Consider the following 21,636-nt stretch of genomic DNA (forward strand, 5'->3'; position numbering starts at 1 on the left):
GCAACAGGGGCGCCTGACCAAGGGGGCCCTGCTCAGGGGGCGCTGGCCGGCTCGGCCTCCAGTATCGCCTTGAGGTTGTCGGCCAGGACCGCCGGGGTCAGCAGCTGGGGCAACACATGGGGTTGGCCCTGGCGGTCGTAGAGGACGTAGAGGGGCACGCCGGCGCGGTCAAAACTGGCCAGGAAGCGGCTGATCACCGGATCCCTGGCCGTCCAGTCCCCTTCCAGGTAGGTGACGTCATAGAGGGCGAAGAGGGCGCGGGCCTCTTCCCTGGCCAGGGTGCTGCGTTCGTTTATCTGGCAGGTGATACACCAGTCGGCGGTCATGTTGACCAGCACCGGCCTGTGTTCGGCCAGGCGCGCCTTGAGGGTGGCCTCGTCGAAGGCCAAAGCCTGGCTGCTGGCCTGGGGTTGGGGCCAGAAGGCCACCAGCAGCAGCGGCAGGGCCGCCAGGTAGCGGCCGGCCCGCCAGGGCAGCAGCCAGAGCCCGACCCCCAGCACCCAGGCCGCCAGCAGCCAGAAGGCCTGGCCGCTGAGGCTGTTCAGCACCCACAGCAGCCAGACGGCGGCCAGCAGCAGCGGGAAGGCCAGCAGCTTGCGGGCGCTGGCCAGCCAGGGGCCCGGCCTTGGCAGGCGCTTGGCCAGGGCCGGTACCTGCACCAGCAGCAAGAAGGGTAGGGCCAGGCCCAGGCCCAGGGCGCTGAACACCGCCAGCAGCTGCCACAGGGGCAGGGTCAGGCCTATGCCGATGGCCGGGGCCATGAAGGGGGCAGTGCAGGGGCTGGCCACCAGCACCGCCAACAGGCCTGTCATGAAGGCCTCCCAGGGATGGCCCTGGTGGATCTGATCCTGGCCCAGGCCCATGAAGCGGGTGCCCAGTTGCACCTCCGCCAGCAAGGCCAGGCCCATGGCCGCAAAGAGGCTGGCCAGCAGCGCCACGAACCAGGGGGATTGCAGCTGGAAGCCCCAGCCCAGCTCATGGCCCGCCAACCTCAGCAACCACAATACCAGCACCAGCACCCAGAGGCTGACCAGCACCCCGGCCAGGTAATGCCAACCCTGGCCGGCCTTGAGGTGCATGGCCTTAAGGGCCAGCACCGGGAAGACGCAGGGCATCAGGTTGAGCAGCAGGCCGCCGGCCAGCGCCATGGCCAGCAGCAGCCAGAGCGGCGGCCCTGCCTTGGCGGGGCTGGCCGGGCCGCCGAGGCCCACGTCCAGGGCCTGGTCAGGGGTGACCAGCAACACCCTGACGTTATCGGGGACCTCGGTGAACAGCAGGTGCTTGGGCAGGCTGACCAGCAGGGTATCGCCCTGCCAGATGAGCCGAGGCTTGGCGCTGGCGGCCACCAGATCGGGGCTGGTGACGAAGATGCGCGGCAGTTGGCCGGCCAGCTCCGGGACCTTGAGGGCGAAGGACACCAGATCCTGCTGCACTTCCATGCGGCCGCGGCCGTCCAGGGGCTTGGGCAGGCGGGCCCGGGCGCTGGCGAAAAAGCCGCTGTTGTCGGGCAAAGCCTTGGCGCCGGCCTTGAGGGGCAGGTGCAGCAGGGCGTCCCCTGGGATGCAGCTGTCCTTGCAGACCAGCCAACTGGCCTTGACCAGCAGTTCGGTGTCGCTGGCTCCCGCCGGCGGGGTCAGCTCCACCAACAGGCTCGACTCCCCTTCGAAGCCGTAGTTGACGATGTCACCGAGATCGATGGCCTTGGGGATGGGCCAGCGGATGGGGCCGGCCTGCCAATCCTTGGGCAGCTGCCAGTCCAGCTTGGGGGCGGCGCCTGCATCACCGGGGTTCTGCCAGTAGGTATGCCAGCCCGGCTCAGGGTTGAAGTGCACCGCCACCCAGAAGGGCTGGCCGGGCACGAAGCTGCTGACCTCGGCCTTGAGATCCACCTGGATGTGGGGCCGCTCGACCGGCTCGGCCCAGGCCGGTATCAGGCAGAGGCTCAGCAGGGCGAGCAGCAGGTGGCGCAGCATGGTGTCTCCAGGGCTGGGGGTTGGCAGGATGGATGTTAATGGAGAAAGGCGGCGGCTTCGACCCCGCAGGGGCGCTACCGGCCGCCTTTTTGCCCACTGCCCAGGGCCAGTTCAGCCTGGCCGGGGCGGCGTTGCCTCAGTGGGCTTGGGCGAGGGCGTCGCGCAGGCACTCTGCCTGGGTGCAGAAATGGTGCTGCTCCCCTTCGATGACGGTGACGGCTCCCTTCTGGCGCGGCCAGCCGGCGGTCACGTCGCCGTCCCTGTCCAGGGCCATGCGGTAGGGGTATTTCTGCATCTTGGACTTGGCGAAGAGCTTGAACACCAGGCCTGGCATCTTGGAAATGTCGGCCACATAGAGCACCCCGGCCTTGGCCATCTCGTCGTCCTTGGCCTTGCCGAAGGTGTCCTTGACCAGATCGCCGCCGTCCATGTCGGCGGCGAAGAAAATCACCTTGGCCTGGCCAGGCACGGGCAGGGCCTTATCGAACTGATCCTTCAGTGAGGCGGCGTGGGCGGCGCTGCACAGCAGGCAGGCCAACAATAAGATGCGCATGGGATCTCCTTGAACATGAGCGCGGCACGGGTTTTTCCAAAGGGCCTTTGGGCGGCCGCTTGGGAGCCAGGTCTAAGGCAACCATGGTCAGGCCGGAGCGTCAAGGGCAGGGGAGGTAAAGGACCTGTGGCAAAGGCCAGGCAGAAAAAAGCCCGGCAAGCCTTCAATGACGGTTGGCAGCTTGCCGGGTCCAGGGAGAGAACTTCAATGCACGGGTATCGCATGCCGTGCACAGATTATGACCAGGGGGGAAGTGCGAAGTTCACAAATTAGAGGAAAAGATTTTGTGGTTGCTTTTTAATCACTTAGATAAGTGCCTTGACAAGTCCGATGAGTAAACATACTTTTAAAACACTTGTTTGATACTGGTGTTTGTCATGGCGCGCCCCGATACCAAAACCCTGATCCTGGATGTGGCGGAACGGCTCTTCGCAGAGCACGGTTTCAACGACACTTCGCTGCGCCTCATCACCTCAGACGCCGGGGTCAACCTGGCCTCGGTCAACTACCATTTCGGTTCCAAGAAGGCGCTGATCCAGGCCGTGCTGGCCCGTTACCTGGACAGCTTCATGCCCATGATAAGCGACGCCATGGCGTTGCTCCAGGCCGATGACAAGGTGGACATGACCAAGGTGCTCGGCGCCTTTGTAGGCCCCCTGCTGGCGCTGAACCAGCTCAAGCCTGCCGGCACCGCCACCTTCATGCAGCTGCTGGGCCGCGGCTATACAGAGAAGCAGGGCCACCTGCGCCGCTTTATCACCAACCAGTACGGTGATGCCCTGGGGGCCATCATGGCCACAGTCCGGAAAGCCACTCCCGGCCTTCCCGACAACGAACTCTTCTGGCGGCTGCATTTCACCCTGGGCACTGTGGTGTTCACCATGGCGTCCAGCATGGCCCTGAGCGAGATCGCCGAGAGCGATTTTGGCGAGAAGAACAGTATTGAAAGTCTGATCCACAGGCTGGTTCCCTACCTGGCTTCGGCCGTGACGGCACCCCTGCCTGTGGTTGGCAATTCGCAAGACGCCGCCTGAGCGTCATTACTAAGAGGAAAGGAAAATGGTTTTCCTGTTGCTGATCCTGGTGGCGCTGGCCGTGATCCTTGGGGTCCCGGACATTCGCCGCAATCTCATTACCAAACCCATCTTCGGCATCTTCAAGAAGATCTTGCCGCCCCTGTCGCAGACCGAAAGGGAAGCCATGGAAGCGGGTGACGTCTGGTGGGACGGCGAGCTGTTCCGCGGCAAGCCCAACTGGAAGAAGCTGCTGGACACCAAGCGTTCCGAGCTGAACGCCGACGAGCAGGCCTTCCTGGACAACCAGGTGGAAACCCTGTTGAAGATGCTGGACGACTACAAGATCGTCCACGAAGCCAAGGATCTGCCCAAGGAAGTCTGGGACTTCCTGAAGAAAGAAGGCTTCTTCGCGATGATCATCCCGAAAGCCTTCGGGGGCCGTGAGTTCTCGGCCGTGGCCAACTCCACCATCGTCTCCCGCATCGCCAGCCGCTCCCTGTCCTGCGCCGTCACCGTCATGGTGCCGAACTCCCTGGGCCCGGGCGAACTCTTGATGCACTACGGCACCCAGGAGCAGAAGGACCGCTGGCTGCCTGGCCTGGCCAACGGCACTGAAGTGCCCTGTTTCGCCCTGACCGGCCCCGAAGCGGGTTCCGACGCCGGCGCCATCCCCGACGAAGGCATCGTCTGCAAGGGCGAGTTCGAAGGCAAGGAAGTGCTGGGGATCCGCCTCAACTGGAACAAGCGCTACATCACCCTGGCCCCTGTGGCCACGGTACTGGGCCTGGCCTTCAAGATGAAGGACCCCGACGGCCTGCTGGGCGACCAGAAGGACATCGGCATCACCTGTGCTTTGATCCCCACCAGCCATCCGGGCGTGCGGGTCGGCGATCGCCACTTCCCGCTGGGCCTGGCCTTCATGAACGGCCCCACCTTCGGTGAGAACGTCTTCATTCCCCTGGATTGGATCATCGGTGGTCCCGACTTCGCCGGTCGCGGTTGGCGCATGCTGGTGGAATGCCTGTCCGCCGGCCGCGGCATCTCCCTGCCGGCCCTGGGCACCGCTACCGGCCACCTGGCCAGCCGCATGACAGGCGCCTATGCCTACGTGCGCCGCCAGTTCGGCCTGTCCATCGGCCGTTTCGAGGGTATCCAGGAGGCCATGGCCGAGATCGGTGCCGACACCTACGTGCTGGAGGCTTCCCGCCGCCTGACCGTCACGGCCCTGGACCTGGGCCTGAGCCCCTCGGTGATCACCGCCATCGCCAAGTACCACATGACCGAGAAGGCCCGCAAGGCCCTGGACCACGCCATGGACATCCATGCCGGCAAGGGTATCCAGTTCGGTCCCCAGAACTACCTGGGCCACGGCTACCTGGGTATTCCGGTCGCCATCACGGTGGAAGGGGCCAACATCCTGACCCGTAACCTGATGATCTTCGGCCAGGGCGCCACCCGCTGCCATCCCTACGTCTTCGGCGAGATGGAAGCGGCCGCCAACCCCAACGCCGAGGAAGGCCTGAAAGCCTTCGACGGCCTGCTGATGAAGCATATCGGCTTCGGCATGGGCAACTTCTTCGGTTCCCTGTTCCAGGGCCTGACCGGCGGCGCCTTCAACGGTGCCCCCGTCTCCGGCGAGACCGCCCGCTACTACAAACAGCTGTCCCGCATGTCCAAGGCCCTGGCCCTGTGCGCCGACATCTCCATGCTGATGCTGGGGGGGGATCTCAAGCGCCGTGAGCGCCTGTCCGCCCGCCTGGGTGACGTGCTGTCCAGCCTCTACCTCGCCTCCGCCGTGCTCAAGCACTACGAGGATGAAGGCCGCCAGGTAGCCGACCTGCCTTACGTGCACTACAGCCTGCAGAAACTGCTGTTCGAGATCGGTGTCGCCTTCGACGGCTTCTTCGCCAACTTCGAAAGCCGCATCGTGGCCGGCGTCCTCAAGCGCGCCATCTTCCCCTTCGGTATCAACTACAAGATGCCCAAGGACAGCATCGGTGAACAGATCGCCACCGCCCTGATGCAGCCTGGCGTGGCCCGTGACCGCCTGACCCACCTGGTGTTCATCTCCGAGGAGAAGGACGATGCCGTGGGTGTGATGGAGCGTGCCTTCCAGGCCATGGTCGGTGCCGCCGGCATCGAGAAGAAGATCATGAAGGCCCAGCGCAGCGGCGCCATCGCCAAGCGCATCCCCTTCAACCAGGCCATAGAGCAGGCCCTGGAAGCCAAGGTGATCAGCGACGAAGAAGCGGTGCAGATCCGCAACGCAGAAAGCCTGCGCTACCAGGCCATCCAGGTGGACCACTTCGCCCCCGGCGTACTGGAAGGCCATGGCGTATCCAGCCAGGGCGCCTCTGCCGACAGCGCCGCCTAAGCTCGACTTTCCCAACCGTTAAAGCCGCCCCAGGGCGGCTTTTTTTGTGGGGCGAGGTTAAGCCAAGGCCTTGGTATACTGGCCGAAAATCCCCAAGTGGAGGCCAACATGGCCCAGCTCCTTATCGACCTCGGCGGCACCCGCCTGGCCCCCCTTGAGCGCCAGTGGCTGGCCCATCCGGCCTGTGCCGGCCTTATCCTCTTCACCCGCAACTTCGAGAGCCGGGCCCAGCTCAAGGCGCTGATCAATGAGTGCCGCCAGGCGGCCGGCAAGCCGATACTGGTCACCGTAGACCACGAGGGCGGCCGGGTGCAGCGCTTCAGGGAGGGTTTCACCCGGCTGCCGGCGGCGGGCAAGCTGTTGGCGCTGGCCGGGGGCAACCGCCAGGTGGCGGCCTACCTCGCCTGGTGTACCGGCCTGGTGATGGCGGCCGAGCTTATCGATGTCGGTGTCGACCTGAGCTATGCCCCGGTGCTGGACCTGGGGGTCAACCAGAGCGTCATAGGGGACAGGGCCTTCGGCAGTGACGTCGAGACGGTGACGCTGTTGTCACGGGCCTTTGCTGAGGGCATGAAGGCGGCGGGCATGGGTTGCTGTGCCAAGCATTACCCCGGCCACGGCCAGGTCAAGGAAGACACCCACTTGAGCGAGGCCCGCGACAGCCGGCCTCTGGCCGAGATAGCGGCCCTGGACGAGATGCCGTTCAGGACCTTGATCGAAGGCGGTGTGCTGGATGCCATCATGCCGGCCCACATCATCTACCAGGCCCTGGACGAGAGGCCTGCCTCTTCTTCCGGCCGCTGGCTCAAGGGCCGGCTCAGGGGGGAGCTGGGCTTCAAGGGACTTATCTTCTCGGACGATCTGTCCATGAAAGGGGCCCATGGCCTCGGCACCCCTGCCCAGCGGGCCCTGGCGGCAAGCGAGGCGGGCTGCGACCTGCTGCTGTGCTGCAACGACAGCGCCAACCATCCGCCTATCCTCGCCGCCCTCGAAGGGCAGGGGCCTGTGGACATAAGCCCGCTCCAGGCCAAGGCCGGCTGGGACGCCGAACGCCTTTCCCGGGCTCAGTCGCTGCTGGTTTCTATCACCAAGCCTTCGGCCTGACTGCGAGCCTGGAACAGGGCCCTGTCCGCCATCTCCAGAAGCTGCTCGAAGGGCAGGGGCCCCTGGGGAACCAGGCAGAAGCCGCCGGCGTGGGTACTCAGGGGGCTGGCCAGCTCCCTGAGTTCGCTGGTCAGGGCCCTGACCAAGGTGTCTATGGCCTGAGGGCCGGGGCCTGCCACCGCCACCATCAGCAGCCGTTTTGACAGCTGCACGAAAAGGGCGTCGGGCATGCCGTGGCTGATGGCCGAGCGCAACTCGGCGAACCTGTCTGGACCCAGCCCGCCCGGGCCTGAGAACTCCCAGAGCACCACGCTTAAAAAGCCGCCGGCCTGGGCCTGCTGAGCGGCCAGGGCGGCAAGGGCAGGGCGGGCCTGTTTCTCGTCCTGCCAGAGGTTGGGGGGGCTGCTCTGCCAGCCTATGGGGGTGAACAGCTGGCTGCTCTGCTGGCGGGCCAGGAGCGCCGCCACGAAAGAGGTGAAGCGGTGCACATGGGTGAAATGGCTGGCCATCCAGGCCTGGTCCAGCTTGCCGCGCAGCACCAGGGCGCCGCGGTAGAGGCCTTGGTCTTTCAGCGGCAGGGCCAGCAGGCCCTGGGCCTCATCGTAGAAGTGGCCGCCGTCCCGCAGCGCTTTCTGGGCCTCGCTGGAACTCCACAGGGGCCAGACCTCGGCGTCCGCCGGCCAATGGGCCCGCACCAGGATCTGCTCGAAGAGGGTGATGGAGGAAAGCGCCAGCCGCTTACCCAGTTTTTCCAGCGCCTGCTGCAGGCCCTTGTCCAGTTCCTCGTATTTCTGTTCCAGCAGTTCCCCTGCCAGTTCACCCATCAATATCGCCAGCTCGCTTTCCTGGCGCAGCGCCTGGGTCTGGCGGGCCACTTCCTCCTCCAACAACTGGTGCTGGTTACCCAGCGCCTCCTTGGAGGCGTTGAGTTCGGTCAGCTGCTGCTGTTTCTCTTCGTGGAGCTGGTTGAGGGCGTCCACCAAGGTGCTCAGCTCGTCCTGGTAGTGGCCTTTGCGGTGCAGCACCAGGGGCTCCTGGTGCTCCTTGAGCTGGGACGAGAGATCTTCGAGGTGGCGGGTGATCATGCGGCCCACCAACACCACGATCAGCAGGGACACCAGGAAGGTCTTGATGCCCTGGGTCAGCACCAGCACGGCGGCGTGGACCTTGAGCTCATCAAAGATGCGTTGGTAGCTGATCCCCACATCCAGCTCCGCCAGCTCGTGGGAGGGCCTGTTGACCGAGAACACCACGTGGCGGTCTATGGAGCGGCCGCGGCTGACGTCGGTGACGGCCCCCTCTGTGGTGATGAGCCTGGCCGAGACCACGTCCGGCAGCTGGGTCAGGCCGGTCAGCTGCAGTTCTATCTGGGACTGGTCCAGATCCCAGACCGACTGGGCCAGGGCCGGCAGCATGGTGATCTGGATCTGCCGGACCCGCTTGTCCAGCTGATCCATCTCCTGCTGGTAGCGGGCGTAGAGGTTGACCGCCACAAACAGCAAGGTCAGCACCGAGGAGTAGATCATCACAGTCCAGAGGAAACGGGTGCCCAGGGGGATGCGCTTGAAACTCATCGGGCTCTCCTCTGCAAGAGGGGGTCAAAAGGGGGGAGCTTGGCCAGGCCCCTGGGAAGGACGGCGACCCTGGCGGCTTGGGCCACCAGGGGGAAAAGCAGCGGATTGAGAAGGAGAAGGCGGCCCATGGTGCTTCCTGTTTTTTAACAGGTATTTTACATGTTTTGGCGCCGCCTGACAGTCACAGTACCGGCCTTATCTGCATCAGCACACCCAGGGCAGGGTGATCGAAGTAGTGCCATTCACCGCTCTTGAGGCGGCGCTTTTGGCGCAGCGTCTTGATGAGCAGGGGCTGGCCTTCACCCTGGATGGTGCGCAGATCCAGGGCCATGTCCACCAGCAGGTAGTGATCCAAGGCCACCTGGATCTGGCCGCTGAGCTCGGGCAGGGCCGGCAGGCCGTGGGTTTGGGCAACGCCTGCGTCACCAGGGTTTTCGCCAGTGCCTTCGCCGAGGCCAGTGCCTTGGGCAGCAGCCGTCGTTTGGGTCTCACCTGTTTGCGAAGGAGCGCTGCCGGTGGCTTCCGCTGCCGCTACTGGCGGCTGCGCGTCCTGGGGCTGGGCGCCGGTTTGGCCCTGGCCCTCAGTGGTGGCCTGGGCAGCGCCAGGGTTGTCGCTGCCTTCGGTCAGGGTGCCTTCCGCTACCGGCGCCGAGAGCTGATAGGGGGTCATGTCGCGGCCCGCTTCCACCGCCATGGGGGTGGCGTAGCGGGGCTGTTTGGGGGCCAGGCGCCAGCCGGTGTGCAGCAGCACCCGGCCGCCCGGCAGGCGGGCCAGCTTGGCGGCGGCCTCGTTCAGCTGCAGCTCGTCGGCCCGCAGCAGCCGCGGCAGGGGCTCATTCGCCTCATCCGGGCTAGCCTGGTCACCTGGTGCCGCCTCGGTGCCGGTGGCTGCCTTGGTGTCGTCCTGGCCAGGGGCCGGGGGGGGGGCCGTGACGTCCACCGGCAAGTCGGTGCAGGGGGCTATGCAGAGGGCCGCTTCGCGGTCGGTCAGCAGGGCGTTGAGGTTGCCGCCGGGCAGGGCCTTGGGGGGCCAGGTTTCGTCGCTGTTGTCCTGGCGGGCCACGACGATCAGTTCCACGTCGAAGACGGTGGCGGTGGCCAGGGCCTGGGCGCTGGCCAGGACCAGCAGGGCCAGGGCGGATCCTTTAAGCAGCTTTTGCATTGCGGGCAAGTTCCTCCAGAAGTTGCTGCACTTCATCCAGCCGTTTTGCCGGCTGGTCCAGTTGTTTGAGCACCTTGAAGCGCGTCGGCCCTTCCAGGCGATAGAGTGACGGCTTTTGTTGTAAAAGGCCAATGAGATAGCCGGGGTCGACCTTGGTCTGTTCAGAAAAGTCGAGACTGATCCCCTGGCTGGAGGCCTCCACCCGGGTCAGCCCCAGGGGGTTGGCCAGGAGGCGGATCTCGGTGGTCTTGAAGAGCTGCTTGGCCGCGTCCGGCAAGAGGCCGAAGCGGTCGATAAGCTCGATATTGAGCTCGCGCAGCTCTTCGACGTCCTTGGCCGAGGCGATGCGCTTATAGAGCTGCAGCCGGGTGCCGACGTCGGGGATGTAGTCATGGGGCAGCAGGGCCGGCAGGCGCAGGTCCACCTCGCATTGGCTGGCCAGCACCCCTGTGAGGCTGGGCTCCTTGCCGGCCTTCAAGGCTTCGACCGCCTCGTCCAGCATGTCCATGTAGAGGTCGAAGCCGATGGCCGCTATCTGGCCGCTCTGATCTTCGCCCAGCAGTTCGCCGGCGCCGCGGATCTCCAAGTCCTGGGTGGCCAACAGGAAGCCGGCCCCCAGGGCTTCGAGGGAGGCGATGGCCTCGAGGCGCTTGACGGCGTCCTTGGTCATGCGCTTGGGGTGCGGCGTCATCAGATAGGCGTAGGCCTGGTGGTGGCTGCGCCCGACCCGGCCGCGCAACTGGTGCAGCTGGGCCAGGCCCAGGCTGTCGGCCCTGTCCATGATGATGGTGTTGGCCGTGGGCACGTCTATGCCGGTCTCTATGATGGTGGTGCACACCAGCAGGTTGTGGCGCTGGTGGTAGAAGTCCGCCATCACCTTTTCCAGCTCACGCTCGCGCATCTGGCCGTGGGCGACACTGACACGCGCCTCGGGGATCAACTCTTCGAGCATTTTGGCGGTGTCTTCGATGCTCTCCACCTCGTTGTGGAGGTAGTAGACCTGGCCGCCGCGGCGAATTTCCCGCAGCACCGCCTCGCGCACCAGGGCCTTGTCGAACTCGCGCACGAAGGTCTTGATGGCCAGGCGCCGGGCCGGGGCCGTGGCGATGACGGAGAGATCGCGCATCCCCGACATGGCCATGTTGAGGGTGCGGGGTATGGGGGTGGCGGTGAGGGTGAGGATATCCACCTCGGCCCGCAGCTTTTTCACCTGCTCCTTCTGGCGCACCCCGAAACGGTGTTCTTCGTCGACGATGAGCAGTCCCAGGTCGTCGAACTTGACGTCTTTCTGCAGCAACTTGTGGGTGCCGATGAGGATGTCCACCTTGCCCTCGGCGGCGTCCTTCAAGATGGCCTTCTGCTCGGCCGGGCTCTGGAAGCGGGAGATGGCCTCGATGCGCACCGGCACCTCGGCGAAGCGGTCGCGGAAGTTCTCGAAATGCTGCTGGGCCAGCAAGGTGGTGGGCACCAGCACCGCCACCTGGCGGTTGTTGGAGACGGCGATATAGGCGGCGCGCATGGCCACCTCCGTCTTGCCGAAACCGACATCGCCGCAGACCAGGCGGTCCATGGCGCGCTTGGCCGTCATGTCCCGCACCACGGCCTCGATGGCGTCGAGCTGATCGTCCGTCTCCTCGAAGGGAAAGGCGTCGCAGAAGGCGCGGTAACCATCCTGGTCGAGGGCGAAGGCAAAGCCCGGCTTGGCCTCGCGCCGGGCGTAGACGTCCAAGAGCTCGGCCGCCACGTCCCGCACTTTTTCGGCGGCCTTGCGGCGCGCCTTTTCCCAGGCTTCACCGCCCAGGCGGTGCAAGGGAGCTTCCTCGCTGCCGGCATAGCGGCTGATGAGGTGCAAGGAGGCGACAGGCACATAGAGCTTGTCACCCTTGGCGTATTCGAGCATCAGGTATTCGGTGTCGATGCCGCCGGCCCCCAGGGTGGTGAGCCCCTGGTAGCGGCCCACCCCGTGCTCGCGGTGCACCACCGGCTGGCCGATGGAGAGCTCGGCGAGGCTGCGGATGATGGCATCGGTGTTGATGCCGTCTTCTTTCTTGCGCTTCTTGCGCTGCACCACCCTGGGGCCGGTGAGGGCCGCTTCCGGCACCAATTTCAGGCCCTGGCCTTGGTAGCGGGCGACGCAGCCCGCTTCCAGGGGGGCCACCAGCACGCCGTGCTGGGCCTGGGGGGCGGCCAGCCAATCGGCCAGGCGCTTGATGCGCGCCGGGTGCAGGCCGGCCTTGCCCAGCAACGCCAGCAGGGCCTCGCGGCGGCCCTCGGACTCGGCGACGAAGAGCGCCGGCTCAGGGTCCTGTGCCAGCCAGTCGAGCAGCTTCTTGAGCGGCTGTTCGCCCTTGGCGTCGATAGCCAGTTCAGGCAGGGGCAGGGCGCCGGCGTCTTGGACGCCGCCCTTGCCTTCCACTTCGCCGCCCTGGTGCAGGGCCAGGCGCGGGTATTGGTTCAGGGCCGCGAAGCAGTCGCCGGTCTCGACGAAGAGCTCGCGGGGGGCAAGGATGGGCCTCAGCCGGTCGTGGCGGCGCTCTTCGAAGCGGTATTCCAGGTCGCGCCAGAAGGCGGCCATGGCGCTTTCCAGATCCCCCACCGACAGCAGCTGGGTGCCGGCCGGCAGGTAGTCGAAGAGGCTGGCGGTGTCGTCGAAGAAGAGCGGCAGGTAATACTCGATGCCCGGCACCTGCTGGCCCTTGGAGACCTGCTGGTAGAGGGATTCGGGGGCCGTCGGGGCGTCGAAACGGTGGCGGTAGTTCTTGCGAAAACGCTCTATGCCGGCCGCCGTCATGGGGAACTCGTGGCCCGGCAGCAGCCGGATCTCCTCCACCTCGCCGGTGGAGCGCTGGGACTCGGGGTCGAAACGGCGCAGCGTCTCGATTTCATCGTCGAAGAAATCCACCCGGTAGGGGCTGGATTCCCCCATGGGGTAGAGGTCGATGAGGCCGCCGCGCACGGCGAACTCGCCGTGCTCCATCACCTGGTCCACCAGCCGGTAGCCGGCGCCTGCGAGCTGGTCGCGCAGCCGCTCCAGGGGCCTGACTTCGCCCTTTTTCAGCAGCAATGTGGCGCCGTCCACGTAGCCACGGGGAGCCAGGCGGCCCAGCAGGGTGGTGACCGGCAGCACCATCAGGCCGCCCGTCTTGTAGGGCAGCTGGTAGAGGGCGGTGAGGCGTTCCGAGATGATGTCCTGGTGCGGCGAGAAGGTGTCGAAAGGCAGGGTTTCCCAGTCGGGGAAGAGCTGCACGCCCTCCATCAGGCTGGAGAGGGCTTCCACCAGGCGGTTGGCGGTGGGGCTGTCGCTCGTCACCAGCAGGTTGAAACCGCCGTGGCGGTGGCAGGCTTCCATGATGGCCAGGATCTGTGCGTCCCCGGCCAGGTTGATCCAGTGTTGACGGTCGCCGCCCTTGGAGGGCAGTTCCAGTAGTTCCAGCGCCTTCATCCTGTTCCGTCTGTCTTAGTCGCCAAAAAGGGCAAAGCCGGTGAGGGCCACCGGCTTTGATTGTCAGTCGCGGTAGATCTTCAAGAGATCGCCGTAGTGGTCGATGCGCCTGTCACGCAGGTAAGGCCACCAGCGCCGTACCGACTCGGAGCGGCCCAGATCGACGGGCACCACCACGCTCAGCTCGGATCCGGTGTCGGCCTCGAACAGGAACTCGCCCTGGGGGCCGGCCACGAAGCTGGTGCCCCAGAATTCGGTGCCGGGGCCACCGGCGGGGTCGGACTCGTGGCCGACCCGGTTCACCGACACCACGGGCACGCCGTTGGCCACGGCGTGGGCGCGCTGTATGGTGACCCAGGCGTCCCGTTGGCGGTTCTGCTCGGCCTCGTCGTCATCGGGGTTCCAGCCGATGGCGGTGGGGTAGATGAGCAGCTCGGCGCCACTCATGGCCATCAGGCGGGCAGCTTCCGGGAACCACTGGTCCCAGCACACCAGTACGCCCAGCTTGCCCACCGAAGTCTGGATGGGTTCAAAGCCGAGATCGCCCGGGGTGAAGTAGAACTTTTCAAAAAAGCCGGGATCGTCCGGGATGTGCATCTTGCGGTACTTGCCGGCGATGCTGCCGTCGCTCTCCAGCACCACGGCGGTGTTGTGGTAGAGGCCGGGGGCGCGCTTCTCGAAAAGGCTGGCGACGATGACGATACCCAGCTCTTTGGCCAGGGCACCGAACAGCTCGGTGCTGGGGCCGGGGATGGGCTCGGCCAAGTCGAAGAGGTCGGTGCTTTCCACCTGGCAGAAGTAGAGGCTGCGGTGCAGCTCCTGCAGCACCACCAGCTTGGCGCCGTTTTCGGCGGCGTCCGTAATGCCTTCGATGGTCTTGGCGAGGTTGGCTTCGAGGTCGCCAGTGCAGGCGTGCTGCACCAGGCCCACATTCAGGATGCTCATAGTTCCACTCCGGGGGGCAGCAGGCTCAGGGTGCCCTGGGGCAGCTGCATGGTCACGCAGTGCAGGCTGCCGTGTTGCTCGATAAGGGGCAGGCAGTTGAGGCCCACCACGTCGAAGCCCGGGAAGGCCTCGCTGATGGCAGCCAGGGCTTCCTCGTCGCGATCGTCGTTGTAGACGGGCACCAGCACGGCACCGTTGCAGATCAAGAAGTTGGCGTAGGTGGCCGGCAGGCGCTGGCCTTCGTCGTCATAGACCTCGAAGGGCCAGGGCAGGGGTACCAGCTTGTAGGGCTTGCCGTCGGCGTCGGTCATGGCTTCGAGTTCTTCTTCCATCTTCTGGAAGGCGTCGAAGTGTTCGTCCTCCGGGTCGTCGCACTTGACGTAGGCGATGACGTTGTTGGGGCAGAGGCGGGCCAGGGTGTCGATGTGGCTGTCGGTGTCGTCACCGGCCAGGTAGCCGTGGTTGAGCCAGTTGATCTTGGTGACGCCGAAGTCGCGCTTGAGCTGGGCCTCGATCTCTTCCTTGGACAGGTTCGGGTTGCGGTTGGGGTTCAAGAGGCACTCGGCGGTGACCAGCAGGGTGCCGGCGCCGTCGGTCTCGATGCCGCCGCCTTCCAGCACCAGTTCCTTGGTTTCCATGGGCACGGCGAAGGCGCCCAGGTCGTGGAGCTTGCGGCTTAACTGGTTGTCGAGGCTCGCCTCGAACTTGTTGCCCCAGCCGGTGAACTGGTAGTCGAGGAGCTTGAGGCCGTCTTCGGTCTCCACCGTCAGGGGGCCGTGGTCACGGGCCCAGCTGTCGTTGCTGGCGACGCCGTAGACCATGAAGGCGTCGTCGCCGATGCCAAGGGCCAGCAGCCTTTCCTTGATGGCCTCCACCTCGTCTTCGGGGGCGGCGATCAGCACGTCGGCGTAGTCGCTGATGACGTAGGCCAGGGCCTCGTAGAGGGGGATCACCTTGTCCAGGACGGGGGCCCAGTCGGTGTTCTTGTGGGGCCAGGTGAGCAGGACTCCATCCAGGCCTTCCCATTCGGCAAGCAGGCGTTGCACTTGGTTACTTCTCCTCTCGGGCACGGCGGGCCCGCAATTGATCGCTTTGGGTTTGCAGCGCCAGGCGCACCAGTTTTTCCCGGTCCGACTCCAGCAGGCTGACGAAACTGAGATAGGCCAGCGCCTCGTCCTGGTGGTCGAGGCGGGCAAAGCCGCGCACCAGGCCCACCGGCAGCTTGAGGCTGATCTGGCAGAGCCGGCCAGGCTCGACGTCGACGGCGGCTTTTTCCAGGGAAAAACCGCCGGCGCTGAAATGCACCGTTCGCAGCCATTGGCCTTCGCCGGCGTCCAGGCTGAGCAGCTGTTCGCCCAGCAGGGCTATCTGGTGCTGCATCAGCTCCAGCAGCCGCACCAGGGGGGACTGGCGATCTTCCTTCAGTTCCGACCACAGCTGTTGCTGCTGGGCTTCCAGGGCGTCGAGCTGGCGGCGCAGGGGCGGCAGCTTCTCCGCCAGGCTGCGCTGGTCGGGAACGCTGCTGCCCTGTGGCAACCAGTCCAGGCGCACCTCACAGGCCAACTGGACACTGAAGTAGTCGTCGAAAAGGCGGTCGGCCATGGCAGGTCGCTGTTCATCCAGAAATAAGTCCCGTATTATCCCCTGACTTCCTCGCTAAATAAAACCTCTAATAACCGGGATGTTCCGACCTGCCTCGCTCTTCATCGCCACCCGTTACCTGCTGCGCGGCCAACGGGGCGGCTTCGCCAACTTCGTCAATCTTTTTGCCCTGTTCGGCGTGACCCTGGGGGTCATGGCGCTGGTGGTGGTGTTGAGCGTGATGAACGGTTTCGAGGCCCAGCTCAAGACCCGGCTTTTGGACAGGGTGCCGCACCTGCTGCTGACCAACCCCAAGGGCTATGACGACTGGCAGCAGCGCGCAACGCAGCTCAAGGCCAACCCGCAAGTGACGGCGGCCTACCCCTATGTGGACGGCGAGGTGATGATGCAAAGCGCCCAGGGCCTGCAGGGCGGCTGGCTCCAGGGCCGCTGGCCGGACAGCCCGCTGCCGGATCTGGCCCGCTCGCCAAGGCCCGGCCAGTACCAGCTGGTGCTGGGGGTGGGCCTGGCCCGCAAACTCGGCCTGGTGGTGGGGGATGTGGTGCGGGTCTACCTGCCCGGACGCAGCCTCTATACGCCCCTGGGGCGCCTGCCGGCCCAGCGCCAGTTCACCGTCGTGGACGTGGTGGATTTCGCCTCCGAACTCAACGATTTGCTTGCCATCACCGACTACGGCGACCTGCGCCGCCTCTACGGCAAGAGCGGTGAGGGCGTGGACAGGCTGAGGGTGACCTTGAGCGATCCCTTCGCCACCCAGGCCTTCGCCAAGCTGGCCCAGCCCGGCGAGCAGCTCTGGGACTGGCGAGGGCGTTACGGGGATTTCTTCGCCGCCGTGGCCCAGGAAAAGCGCACCATGTCGGCCCTGCTGGTGCTGATCATCGCCGTGGCGGCCTTTAATATCCTCGCCGCCCTGGCCATGCTGGTCTCGGATAAACGCCGCGATATCGCCGTGCTGGCGGGCCTCGGCATGACGCCAAGGGCGCTCAAACGCATCTTCGTGGCCCAGGGGGTCGGTACCGGCGTTTTGGGCTCGGCCCTTGGGATCAGCTTTGGCTTCCTGGCCACCGAACACCTTAACGTCTTCCTGGATCTGGTGGGCCTCGGCGGCATGGCCTTCGGCTATGGCCCCCAGGGCCTGCCTGTGGTGCGCGAGCCCATACAGATGGCCGTCATCGCCGGCCTGGTGGTGGTGATCTGCGTCCTGGCCACCTTGGCGCCGGCCCACAGGGCCAGCCGCGTCGACCCGGCCGTGGTGCTGAGCGAACGGGATTAATCAAGGCCGCCGAGACGGCCTCAAAGGGGAATTGACTGTGCTGAGTTGCCATCAACTGACCAAGACCTACCAGGACGACGGCATGGACACCGCCGTGCTGGCCGGGGTGAACCTGCAGGTGGAGCCGGGGGAGACCCTGGCCATAGTGGGCTCCTCCGGCTCCGGCAAGAGCACCTTGTTGCACCTGATGGGCACCCTGGACCAGCCGTCCAGCGGCGAGCTGCTCTTCGAAGGGGAAGACATGCTGGCCTGGGACGAAGACAGCCGCTGCCGCTTCCGTAACCAGCATCTCGGCTTCGTATACCAGTTCCACCATTTGCTGCCGGAATTCTCGGCCCTGGAAAACGCCGCCATGCCGGCCCTTATCCAGGGCGACAGCCCGGTCAAGGCCATGGACAGGGCGCGCAGGCTGCTGGAAAGGGTGGGCCTTGGCCACCGCCTGGAGCACAGGCCCTCGGCCCTGTCCGGTGGCGAGCGCCAGCGGGTCGCCATAGCCCGGGCCCTGGTCAACTCGCCCCGGCTGGTGCTGGCGGACGAGCCCACCGGCAACCTGGATGAAACCAGCGGCGAGCAGGTCTACCAGCTGATGCAGGAGCTCAACCAGGAGTTCGGCACCGCCTTCGTGGTGGTGACCCACGACCGCGGCCTGGCGGCCAAGATGGGCCGGGTGTTGGCCCTCAAGAAGGGAGTGTTGCAGGCCTCATGATGCTGAGCCTCCACCTGGCCTGGCGGCAGTTTCGCCAGGGCCACCTCAACCGCCTGCAACGCTTCCTGCGCACCGCCGCCGTGGCCGGCGTGGCCCTGGGCTGCCTGGTGCTGGTGTTGGTGCTGAGCGTGATGAACGGCTTCCAGCAGGTGCTGACGGAGCGCTTCCTGTCCCTGGTGCCCCAGGTGGAGCTGACCTCGGTGAACGGGGAGCTGCAGCGGCCATTGAGCCTGACCAGCCTGGCCCAGGCCGACGACAGGGTACTGGCGGTGGCGCCCTTTCGCGCCGTCAACGCCCTGGCAGTGAGCGGTGAGCACCTCAACGCCGTCATACTGCGCGGTATCGACCTCGAGAAAGAGATGCAGGTCTCGGGGATTAAGAGCTTCATCACGCCGCAGATGGTCAAGGCCTTCGAGGCCGAACCCAACAGCCTTATTCTGGGCGCGGCCCTGGCCGACAAGCTGGGGGCCAAGGTGGGCAGTGAGGTCAGCCTGCTGGTGGCGCCCCCCGGCAGCGGCGGCCTCTCCACGCCGCGCCGCCACCGCCTGACCCTGGTGGGGGTGGTGAAAGTGGGGGGCCAGCTCGACTACAGCCTGGCCTACATGCCCCTTGCCACCGCCAACCAGTGGAACGGCAGCCAAAAGGCCCAGGGCCTGCGGCTCAAGGTCAAGGACGTCTTCGCCGCCGACCAGGTGGCGCGGGACGTCGGCTACCGGGCCCATGAGGGCCTCTACATGGACAACTGGACCCGCACCCAGGGCCATCTCTATCAGGACATCCAGATGGTGCGGGTCATCATCTACCTGGTGGTGGGCCTGATCATGCTGGTGGCCAGCTTCAACATCGTTTCCCTGCTGATGGTGACGGTGCGCGAGGAAGCGCCGCAGATCGCCATGCTGCGCAGCATCGGCTGCCGCCAGGGCACCGTCAGCGCCATCTTCCTGTGGCGCGGCTGCATGCTGGGCGGGCTTGGCGTCTTGCTGGGCACAGGCCTTGGCCTGCTGCTGGCCATGGCCCTGCCTGAGCTGGTGTCCGGCTGGGAGTGGCTGACCGGCAGCACTGTGCTGGCCGGCGACATCTATTTCACCGACACCCTGCCCACCCAAATTCGCCTGGGGGACGCCCTGGTGACGGCTAGCCTGGCGCTCTTCGTCTCCCTGGCCGCCACCCTCTATCCGGCCCTCCACGCCGCCAGGCTCCAGCCGGCGCGGGTGCTGTCCGGCAGTTAGCAGGCAGGAACAATAAAAAAGCCCCTTCACAGGGGCTTTTTTATTGGGCTGCCATAGGGTTCAGCGGGGGCGGCGGCGCTTGCGCCAGCTTCTTGCCACCGAATAGCGCCACAGCCAGGAAATGCCGAAGTAGCCGATGATGGCCGCCACCGAAGCGCAGACGCCGCAGCCCAGCAGAAAGGCGGGGCCGACGGACTCGAGGCTCTTCATCAGCCAGTCCCAGCTGGCTTCGAAAGCGAACTTGGTGGGGGGCTTGCCCATCAGCCAGGCGCCGACCCGGTAAACCCCGTAGAAGATGGGCGGCATTGTGATGGGGTTGGTGAGCCAGACCAGGGCCACCGACAGGGGCAGGTTGACCCTGAACAAAATGGCGCCGCCGGCGGCCAGCAGCATCTGGAAGGGCACGGGCACGAAAGCGAAGAAGAGGCCGACGGCGAAGGCGCCGGCGGCGCTGCGCCTGTTGAGGCACCAAAGGTTGGGCTCATGGACCAGGCTACCGAAGATCTTCAGGTGTTTGTGGTTACGGATCGTGGCGTGATCCGGCATGAACCGCTTTATTGTTTTCTTAGGCATGAAGGTCTATTCACTCCAGGGAACCACATTAGGGATGAAAGTCTTGCCTTTGCTGAGCTGGCTGTTGGGGCTCGTGACCCCGCTGTTTTGGGAACAGCTCCCCGCTGCAGGCACCCTGGTCTGGCTGATGCTATCGGCTCTTATCCTGGTCGGGCTGGGGCAATGCCGCGTGGCGGTATTCCTGGTGGGACTCTGTTACACCAGCCTTGTTGGACAATCCTTGACCAGGCTGCCGCTCTTTGCCAAGGACCATAGCATAGAAGCCGTTGTTCTGGCAGATAGTGCTGCACAATATGTGCATATTACCGCCTTGGATGGAAAGGCGATTTCCCCTCTGCTGGCCCGCCTCGGCTGGTACCTGGACAGCCCCAGAGCCAAGCCCGGCCAGACCCTTGTCGCCAAGGTTCGGCTGCGCGGCGTCCACCAGCGGCGCAACCCCGGCAGCAGGGCGGCGGCCCGCCGTGACGCCGCCCAAGGATTGGCCGCCCTCGGTTATGTCGAGGCGGTGGGCGCCATCCAAGGCCTGCCGGATTGGCGCGGCCGCTGGCACCAGTACCTGGCGGGACGCTTGGCGCCTTACCCCCAAGGGGGCTTGATGCTGGCCCTTTTGAGCGGTGAACGCGGCCAACTGGACCCCGCTACCCGGCAACTGCTGGCGGGCTCAGGCACGGCCCATCTTTTGGCCATCTCCGGCCTCCATGTGGCCCTGGTGGCCGCCATCGGTCTTTGGCTCGGCCACCTGTTGCCTGGCAACGGCCGCCGCTGGGGCCTCTGGCTCGGGCTGGTGCTTGCCGGCCTCTACGCCTGGCAGGCGGGGCTGGGCCCGCCCACCTTGCGGGCGCTGACGGCCCTCATCGCCTGGGTGCTCTGGCTGGGCTGGCGAAGGCCCTTGCAGGCGGGGCGCCTCTGGCTGAGCCTCCTGTGCCTCTTTGCCACCCTCAATCCCCTGGTGCTGCTGGACAGCCGGCTCTGGCTGTCCTTTTGTGCCGTTGGGCTGATCCTGCTGCTGCTCTGGCGCTTCCCGGTGCGCGGCTGGCGGCTGTTGCTGGTCTTGCAGGGGGGCCTGGTGCTCTTGATGTGGCCCTTGCAGTGGTGGCTGTTTGGCGCCGTGCCGGCCTGGAGCCTGCTGGCCAACCTGGTGGCGGTGCCACTGGTGACGCTGGTGGTGATGCCGGCCCTCTTGGCCGGGCTCTTGCTGCCTGGGCCCTGGTGGTTGGCGGACAAGGGCCTTGGCGCGCTGCTCTGGCTGCTTGGGCTCTTGCAAGGCAGCCTGCCTGGCCAGTGGCTCTGGTTGCTGGTGCTGCTGCCTTTGGCCTTCCTGCCCCTTGGCAGGGCCAGCCGCCTGGCCTTGGGGGCGGCGGCGCTGCTCTTTGTCGCCTTGCTGCCGCCGGCCGAGGATGGAGTCTGGTTCCTGGACGTGGGCCAGGGCAGCAGTACGGCCCTGGTGGCCGGACGGCAGATGCTGTTGGTGGATACGGGCCCAGGGCTCTGGGCCATGGACGGGGCCAGGAGCCTTGCCGCTTCCCGCCATCTCGACACCCTGGTGCTGTCCCACAGCGACAGGGACCATGTGGGCGGTGCTGCCGCCTTCGATGCGCCCATACTGGCGGGCCAACCGGCGGTGGGGCAGCGCCAGTGCCTGGCCGGCCAAACCCTTGCCTTGGCGGGCGGCGAGTTGCATGTCCTCTGGCCGCCAAGGCCGGGACTGAGGCCGGACAACGACGCCTCCTGCATCCTCGCCGGGCGTTTGGCTGGGCACTCTTTCCTGTTGCCAGGGGATGCCAGCGCCAGGGTGGAGGCCAGCCGCTCCTGGCCGCAGGCGGACTGGCTGGCGGTGCCCCACCACGGCTCCAAGAGCGCCTCCAGCCAGGCCTTTATCGACCAGGTGCGGCCCAAGGTGGCCGTCTTTTCCACCGGCCTTGGCAACCCCTTCGGCTTTCCGGTGCCTGCCGTCGTGGCCCGTTACCGGGCGGAAGGGGCCGCCACCTGGAACACCGCCAGCCAGGGGGCGCTTTTTTGCGCAAAAAGTGGCTGCCAGGGCCTGCGCCACTATTGGTGGGAAGGCGCCGTGGTTGGCCTGGAGGGGCGCTGAAGCTAAACTAGCGGCCTT

Annotated in this window: 16 protein-coding genes; 7 read left to right on the forward strand and 9 right to left on the reverse strand. The window is 65.9% G+C overall.

Features of this window, described 5'->3' with window-relative positions; genetic code table 11:
* Positions 1-32: 32 nt before the first annotated feature.
* Both PVT67_RS07280 and PVT67_RS07285 read right to left on the reverse strand, forming a co-directional pair.
* Entirely contained in the window at positions 33-1,973 is a 1,941-nt protein-coding gene (locus PVT67_RS07280; protein WP_301499243.1) for a protein-disulfide reductase DsbD family protein, read from the reverse strand.
* A gap of 136 nt (positions 1,974-2,109) precedes the next feature.
* On the reverse strand, positions 2,110-2,526 hold the full coding sequence (locus tag PVT67_RS07285; protein ID WP_301499244.1) for a hypothetical protein: 417 nt from the start codon (positions 2,524-2,526) through the stop codon (positions 2,110-2,112).
* A gap of 377 nt (positions 2,527-2,903) precedes the next feature.
* Between PVT67_RS07285 and psrA the strand changes: the two genes are divergently transcribed.
* The 3 genes from psrA to nagZ all read left to right on the forward strand — a co-directional run bounded on the left by psrA (position 2,904) and on the right by nagZ (position 7,020).
* A complete protein-coding gene (gene psrA / locus PVT67_RS07290) occupies positions 2,904-3,560 on the forward strand; it encodes a TetR family transcriptional repressor PsrA (RefSeq protein ID WP_301499245.1) in 657 nt (218 codons plus the stop codon).
* A 25-nt stretch (positions 3,561-3,585) separates the two neighbouring features.
* Positions 3,586-5,916 carry an acyl-CoA dehydrogenase gene (locus PVT67_RS07295; RefSeq protein WP_301499246.1) on the forward strand — a complete coding sequence of 777 codons (2,331 nt, stop codon included), beginning with the start codon at positions 3,586-3,588 and terminating at the stop codon, positions 5,914-5,916.
* Positions 5,917-6,024: 108 nt separating this feature from the next.
* Positions 6,025-7,020 (forward strand): beta-N-acetylhexosaminidase, encoded by a 996-nt coding sequence (gene nagZ, locus PVT67_RS07300; protein ID WP_301499247.1) that lies wholly within the window; start codon positions 6,025-6,027, stop codon positions 7,018-7,020.
* On the opposite strand, the gene PVT67_RS07305 is transcribed toward nagZ, so the two are convergent.
* From PVT67_RS07305 to PVT67_RS07330, 6 genes are all read right to left on the reverse strand, one after another.
* On the reverse strand, positions 6,981-8,594 hold the full coding sequence (locus tag PVT67_RS07305) for a hypothetical protein (RefSeq protein ID WP_301499248.1): 1,614 nt from the start codon (positions 8,592-8,594) through the stop codon (positions 6,981-6,983). The genes nagZ and PVT67_RS07305 overlap by 40 nt on opposite strands.
* Positions 8,595-8,775: 181 nt before the next feature.
* Positions 8,776-9,756: a CsiV family protein gene (locus PVT67_RS07310; protein ID WP_301499249.1), complete on the reverse strand. Its 981-nt coding sequence runs from the start codon at positions 9,754-9,756 to the stop codon at positions 8,776-8,778.
* Positions 9,740-13,198: a transcription-repair coupling factor gene (mfd, locus tag PVT67_RS07315; RefSeq protein WP_301499250.1), complete on the reverse strand. Its 3,459-nt coding sequence runs from the start codon at positions 13,196-13,198 to the stop codon at positions 9,740-9,742. Before mfd ends, PVT67_RS07310 begins: the two co-directional genes overlap by 17 nt.
* A gap of 63 nt (positions 13,199-13,261) precedes the next feature.
* Entirely contained in the window at positions 13,262-14,143 is an 882-nt protein-coding gene (locus PVT67_RS07320) for a carbon-nitrogen hydrolase (RefSeq protein ID WP_301499251.1), read from the reverse strand.
* The gene (locus PVT67_RS07325) at positions 14,140-15,189 is read right to left on the reverse strand and encodes an agmatine deiminase family protein (RefSeq protein WP_301499252.1); all 1,050 of its coding nucleotides are present in this window, start codon (positions 15,187-15,189) and stop codon (positions 14,140-14,142) included. The genes PVT67_RS07320 and PVT67_RS07325 overlap by 4 nt, the downstream gene beginning before the upstream one ends.
* 4 nt (positions 15,190-15,193) lie before the next feature.
* The gene (locus PVT67_RS07330; protein ID WP_301499253.1) at positions 15,194-15,745 is read right to left on the reverse strand and encodes a hypothetical protein; all 552 of its coding nucleotides are present in this window, start codon (positions 15,743-15,745) and stop codon (positions 15,194-15,196) included.
* A 79-nt stretch (positions 15,746-15,824) separates the two neighbouring features.
* On the opposite strand from PVT67_RS07330, the gene PVT67_RS07335 reads away from it, so the two are divergent.
* The 3 genes from PVT67_RS07335 to PVT67_RS07345 all read left to right on the forward strand — a co-directional run bounded on the left by PVT67_RS07335 (position 15,825) and on the right by PVT67_RS07345 (position 18,953).
* On the forward strand, positions 15,825-17,018 hold the full coding sequence (locus PVT67_RS07335) for an ABC transporter permease (RefSeq protein WP_301499254.1): 1,194 nt from the start codon (positions 15,825-15,827) through the stop codon (positions 17,016-17,018).
* Positions 17,019-17,100: 82 nt separating this feature from the next.
* Positions 17,101-17,724 (forward strand): ABC transporter ATP-binding protein, encoded by a 624-nt coding sequence (locus PVT67_RS07340; RefSeq protein WP_336407842.1) that lies wholly within the window; start codon positions 17,101-17,103, stop codon positions 17,722-17,724.
* Positions 17,721-18,953, forward strand: coding sequence for an ABC transporter permease (locus PVT67_RS07345; RefSeq protein ID WP_301499256.1), 1,233 nt, complete (start codon positions 17,721-17,723; stop codon positions 18,951-18,953). The genes PVT67_RS07340 and PVT67_RS07345 overlap by 4 nt, the downstream gene beginning before the upstream one ends.
* Before the next feature lie 60 nt (positions 18,954-19,013).
* On the opposite strand, the gene PVT67_RS07350 is transcribed toward PVT67_RS07345, so the two are convergent.
* On the reverse strand, positions 19,014-19,499 hold the full coding sequence (locus PVT67_RS07350; protein WP_336407819.1) for a DUF2062 domain-containing protein: 486 nt from the start codon (positions 19,497-19,499) through the stop codon (positions 19,014-19,016).
* A gap of 61 nt (positions 19,500-19,560) precedes the next feature.
* Here PVT67_RS07350 and PVT67_RS07355 point away from each other — a divergent pair, with 61 nt between their 5' ends.
* Complete coding sequence (locus tag PVT67_RS07355) at positions 19,561-21,618, forward strand: DNA internalization-related competence protein ComEC/Rec2 (protein WP_301499258.1); 2,058 nt, start codon at positions 19,561-19,563, stop codon at positions 21,616-21,618.
* Positions 21,619-21,636: the final 18 nt, after the last annotated feature.

The sequence above is a fragment of the Gallaecimonas kandeliae genome (assembly GCF_030450055.1).
Taxonomy (GTDB): domain Bacteria; phylum Pseudomonadota; class Gammaproteobacteria; order Enterobacterales; family Gallaecimonadaceae; genus Gallaecimonas; species Gallaecimonas kandeliae.

What these genes read in the sequence shown, in the direction of transcription:
- PVT67_RS07280 (WP_301499243.1), bottom strand. Translation starts at nt 1,973, where the DNA reads ATGCTGCGCCACCTGCTGCTCGCCCTGCTGAGCCTCTGCCTGATACCG.
- PVT67_RS07285 (WP_301499244.1), bottom strand. Translation starts at nt 2,526, where the DNA reads ATGCGCATCTTATTGTTGGCCTGCCTGCTGTGCAGCGCCGCCCACGCC.
- psrA (WP_301499245.1), top strand. Translation starts at nt 2,904, where the DNA reads ATGGCGCGCCCCGATACCAAAACCCTGATCCTGGATGTGGCGGAACGG.
- PVT67_RS07295 (WP_301499246.1), top strand. Translation starts at nt 3,586, where the DNA reads ATGGTTTTCCTGTTGCTGATCCTGGTGGCGCTGGCCGTGATCCTTGGG.
- nagZ (WP_301499247.1), top strand. Translation starts at nt 6,025, where the DNA reads ATGGCCCAGCTCCTTATCGACCTCGGCGGCACCCGCCTGGCCCCCCTT.
- PVT67_RS07305 (WP_301499248.1), bottom strand. Translation starts at nt 8,594, where the DNA reads ATGAGTTTCAAGCGCATCCCCCTGGGCACCCGTTTCCTCTGGACTGTG.
- PVT67_RS07310 (WP_301499249.1), bottom strand. Translation starts at nt 9,756, where the DNA reads ATGCAAAAGCTGCTTAAAGGATCCGCCCTGGCCCTGCTGGTCCTGGCC.
- mfd (WP_301499250.1), bottom strand. Translation starts at nt 13,198, where the DNA reads ATGAAGGCGCTGGAACTACTGGAACTGCCCTCCAAGGGCGGCGACCGT.
- PVT67_RS07320 (WP_301499251.1), bottom strand. Translation starts at nt 14,143, where the DNA reads ATGAGCATCCTGAATGTGGGCCTGGTGCAGCACGCCTGCACTGGCGAC.
- PVT67_RS07330 (WP_301499253.1), bottom strand. Translation starts at nt 15,745, where the DNA reads ATGGCCGACCGCCTTTTCGACGACTACTTCAGTGTCCAGTTGGCCTGT.
- PVT67_RS07335 (WP_301499254.1), top strand. Translation starts at nt 15,825, where the DNA reads ATGTTCCGACCTGCCTCGCTCTTCATCGCCACCCGTTACCTGCTGCGC.
- PVT67_RS07340 (WP_336407842.1), top strand. Translation starts at nt 17,101, where the DNA reads ATGGACACCGCCGTGCTGGCCGGGGTGAACCTGCAGGTGGAGCCGGGG.
- PVT67_RS07345 (WP_301499256.1), top strand. Translation starts at nt 17,721, where the DNA reads ATGATGCTGAGCCTCCACCTGGCCTGGCGGCAGTTTCGCCAGGGCCAC.
- PVT67_RS07350 (WP_336407819.1), bottom strand. Translation starts at nt 19,499, where the DNA reads ATGCCGGATCACGCCACGATCCGTAACCACAAACACCTGAAGATCTTC.
- PVT67_RS07355 (WP_301499258.1), top strand. Translation starts at nt 19,561, where the DNA reads ATGAAAGTCTTGCCTTTGCTGAGCTGGCTGTTGGGGCTCGTGACCCCG.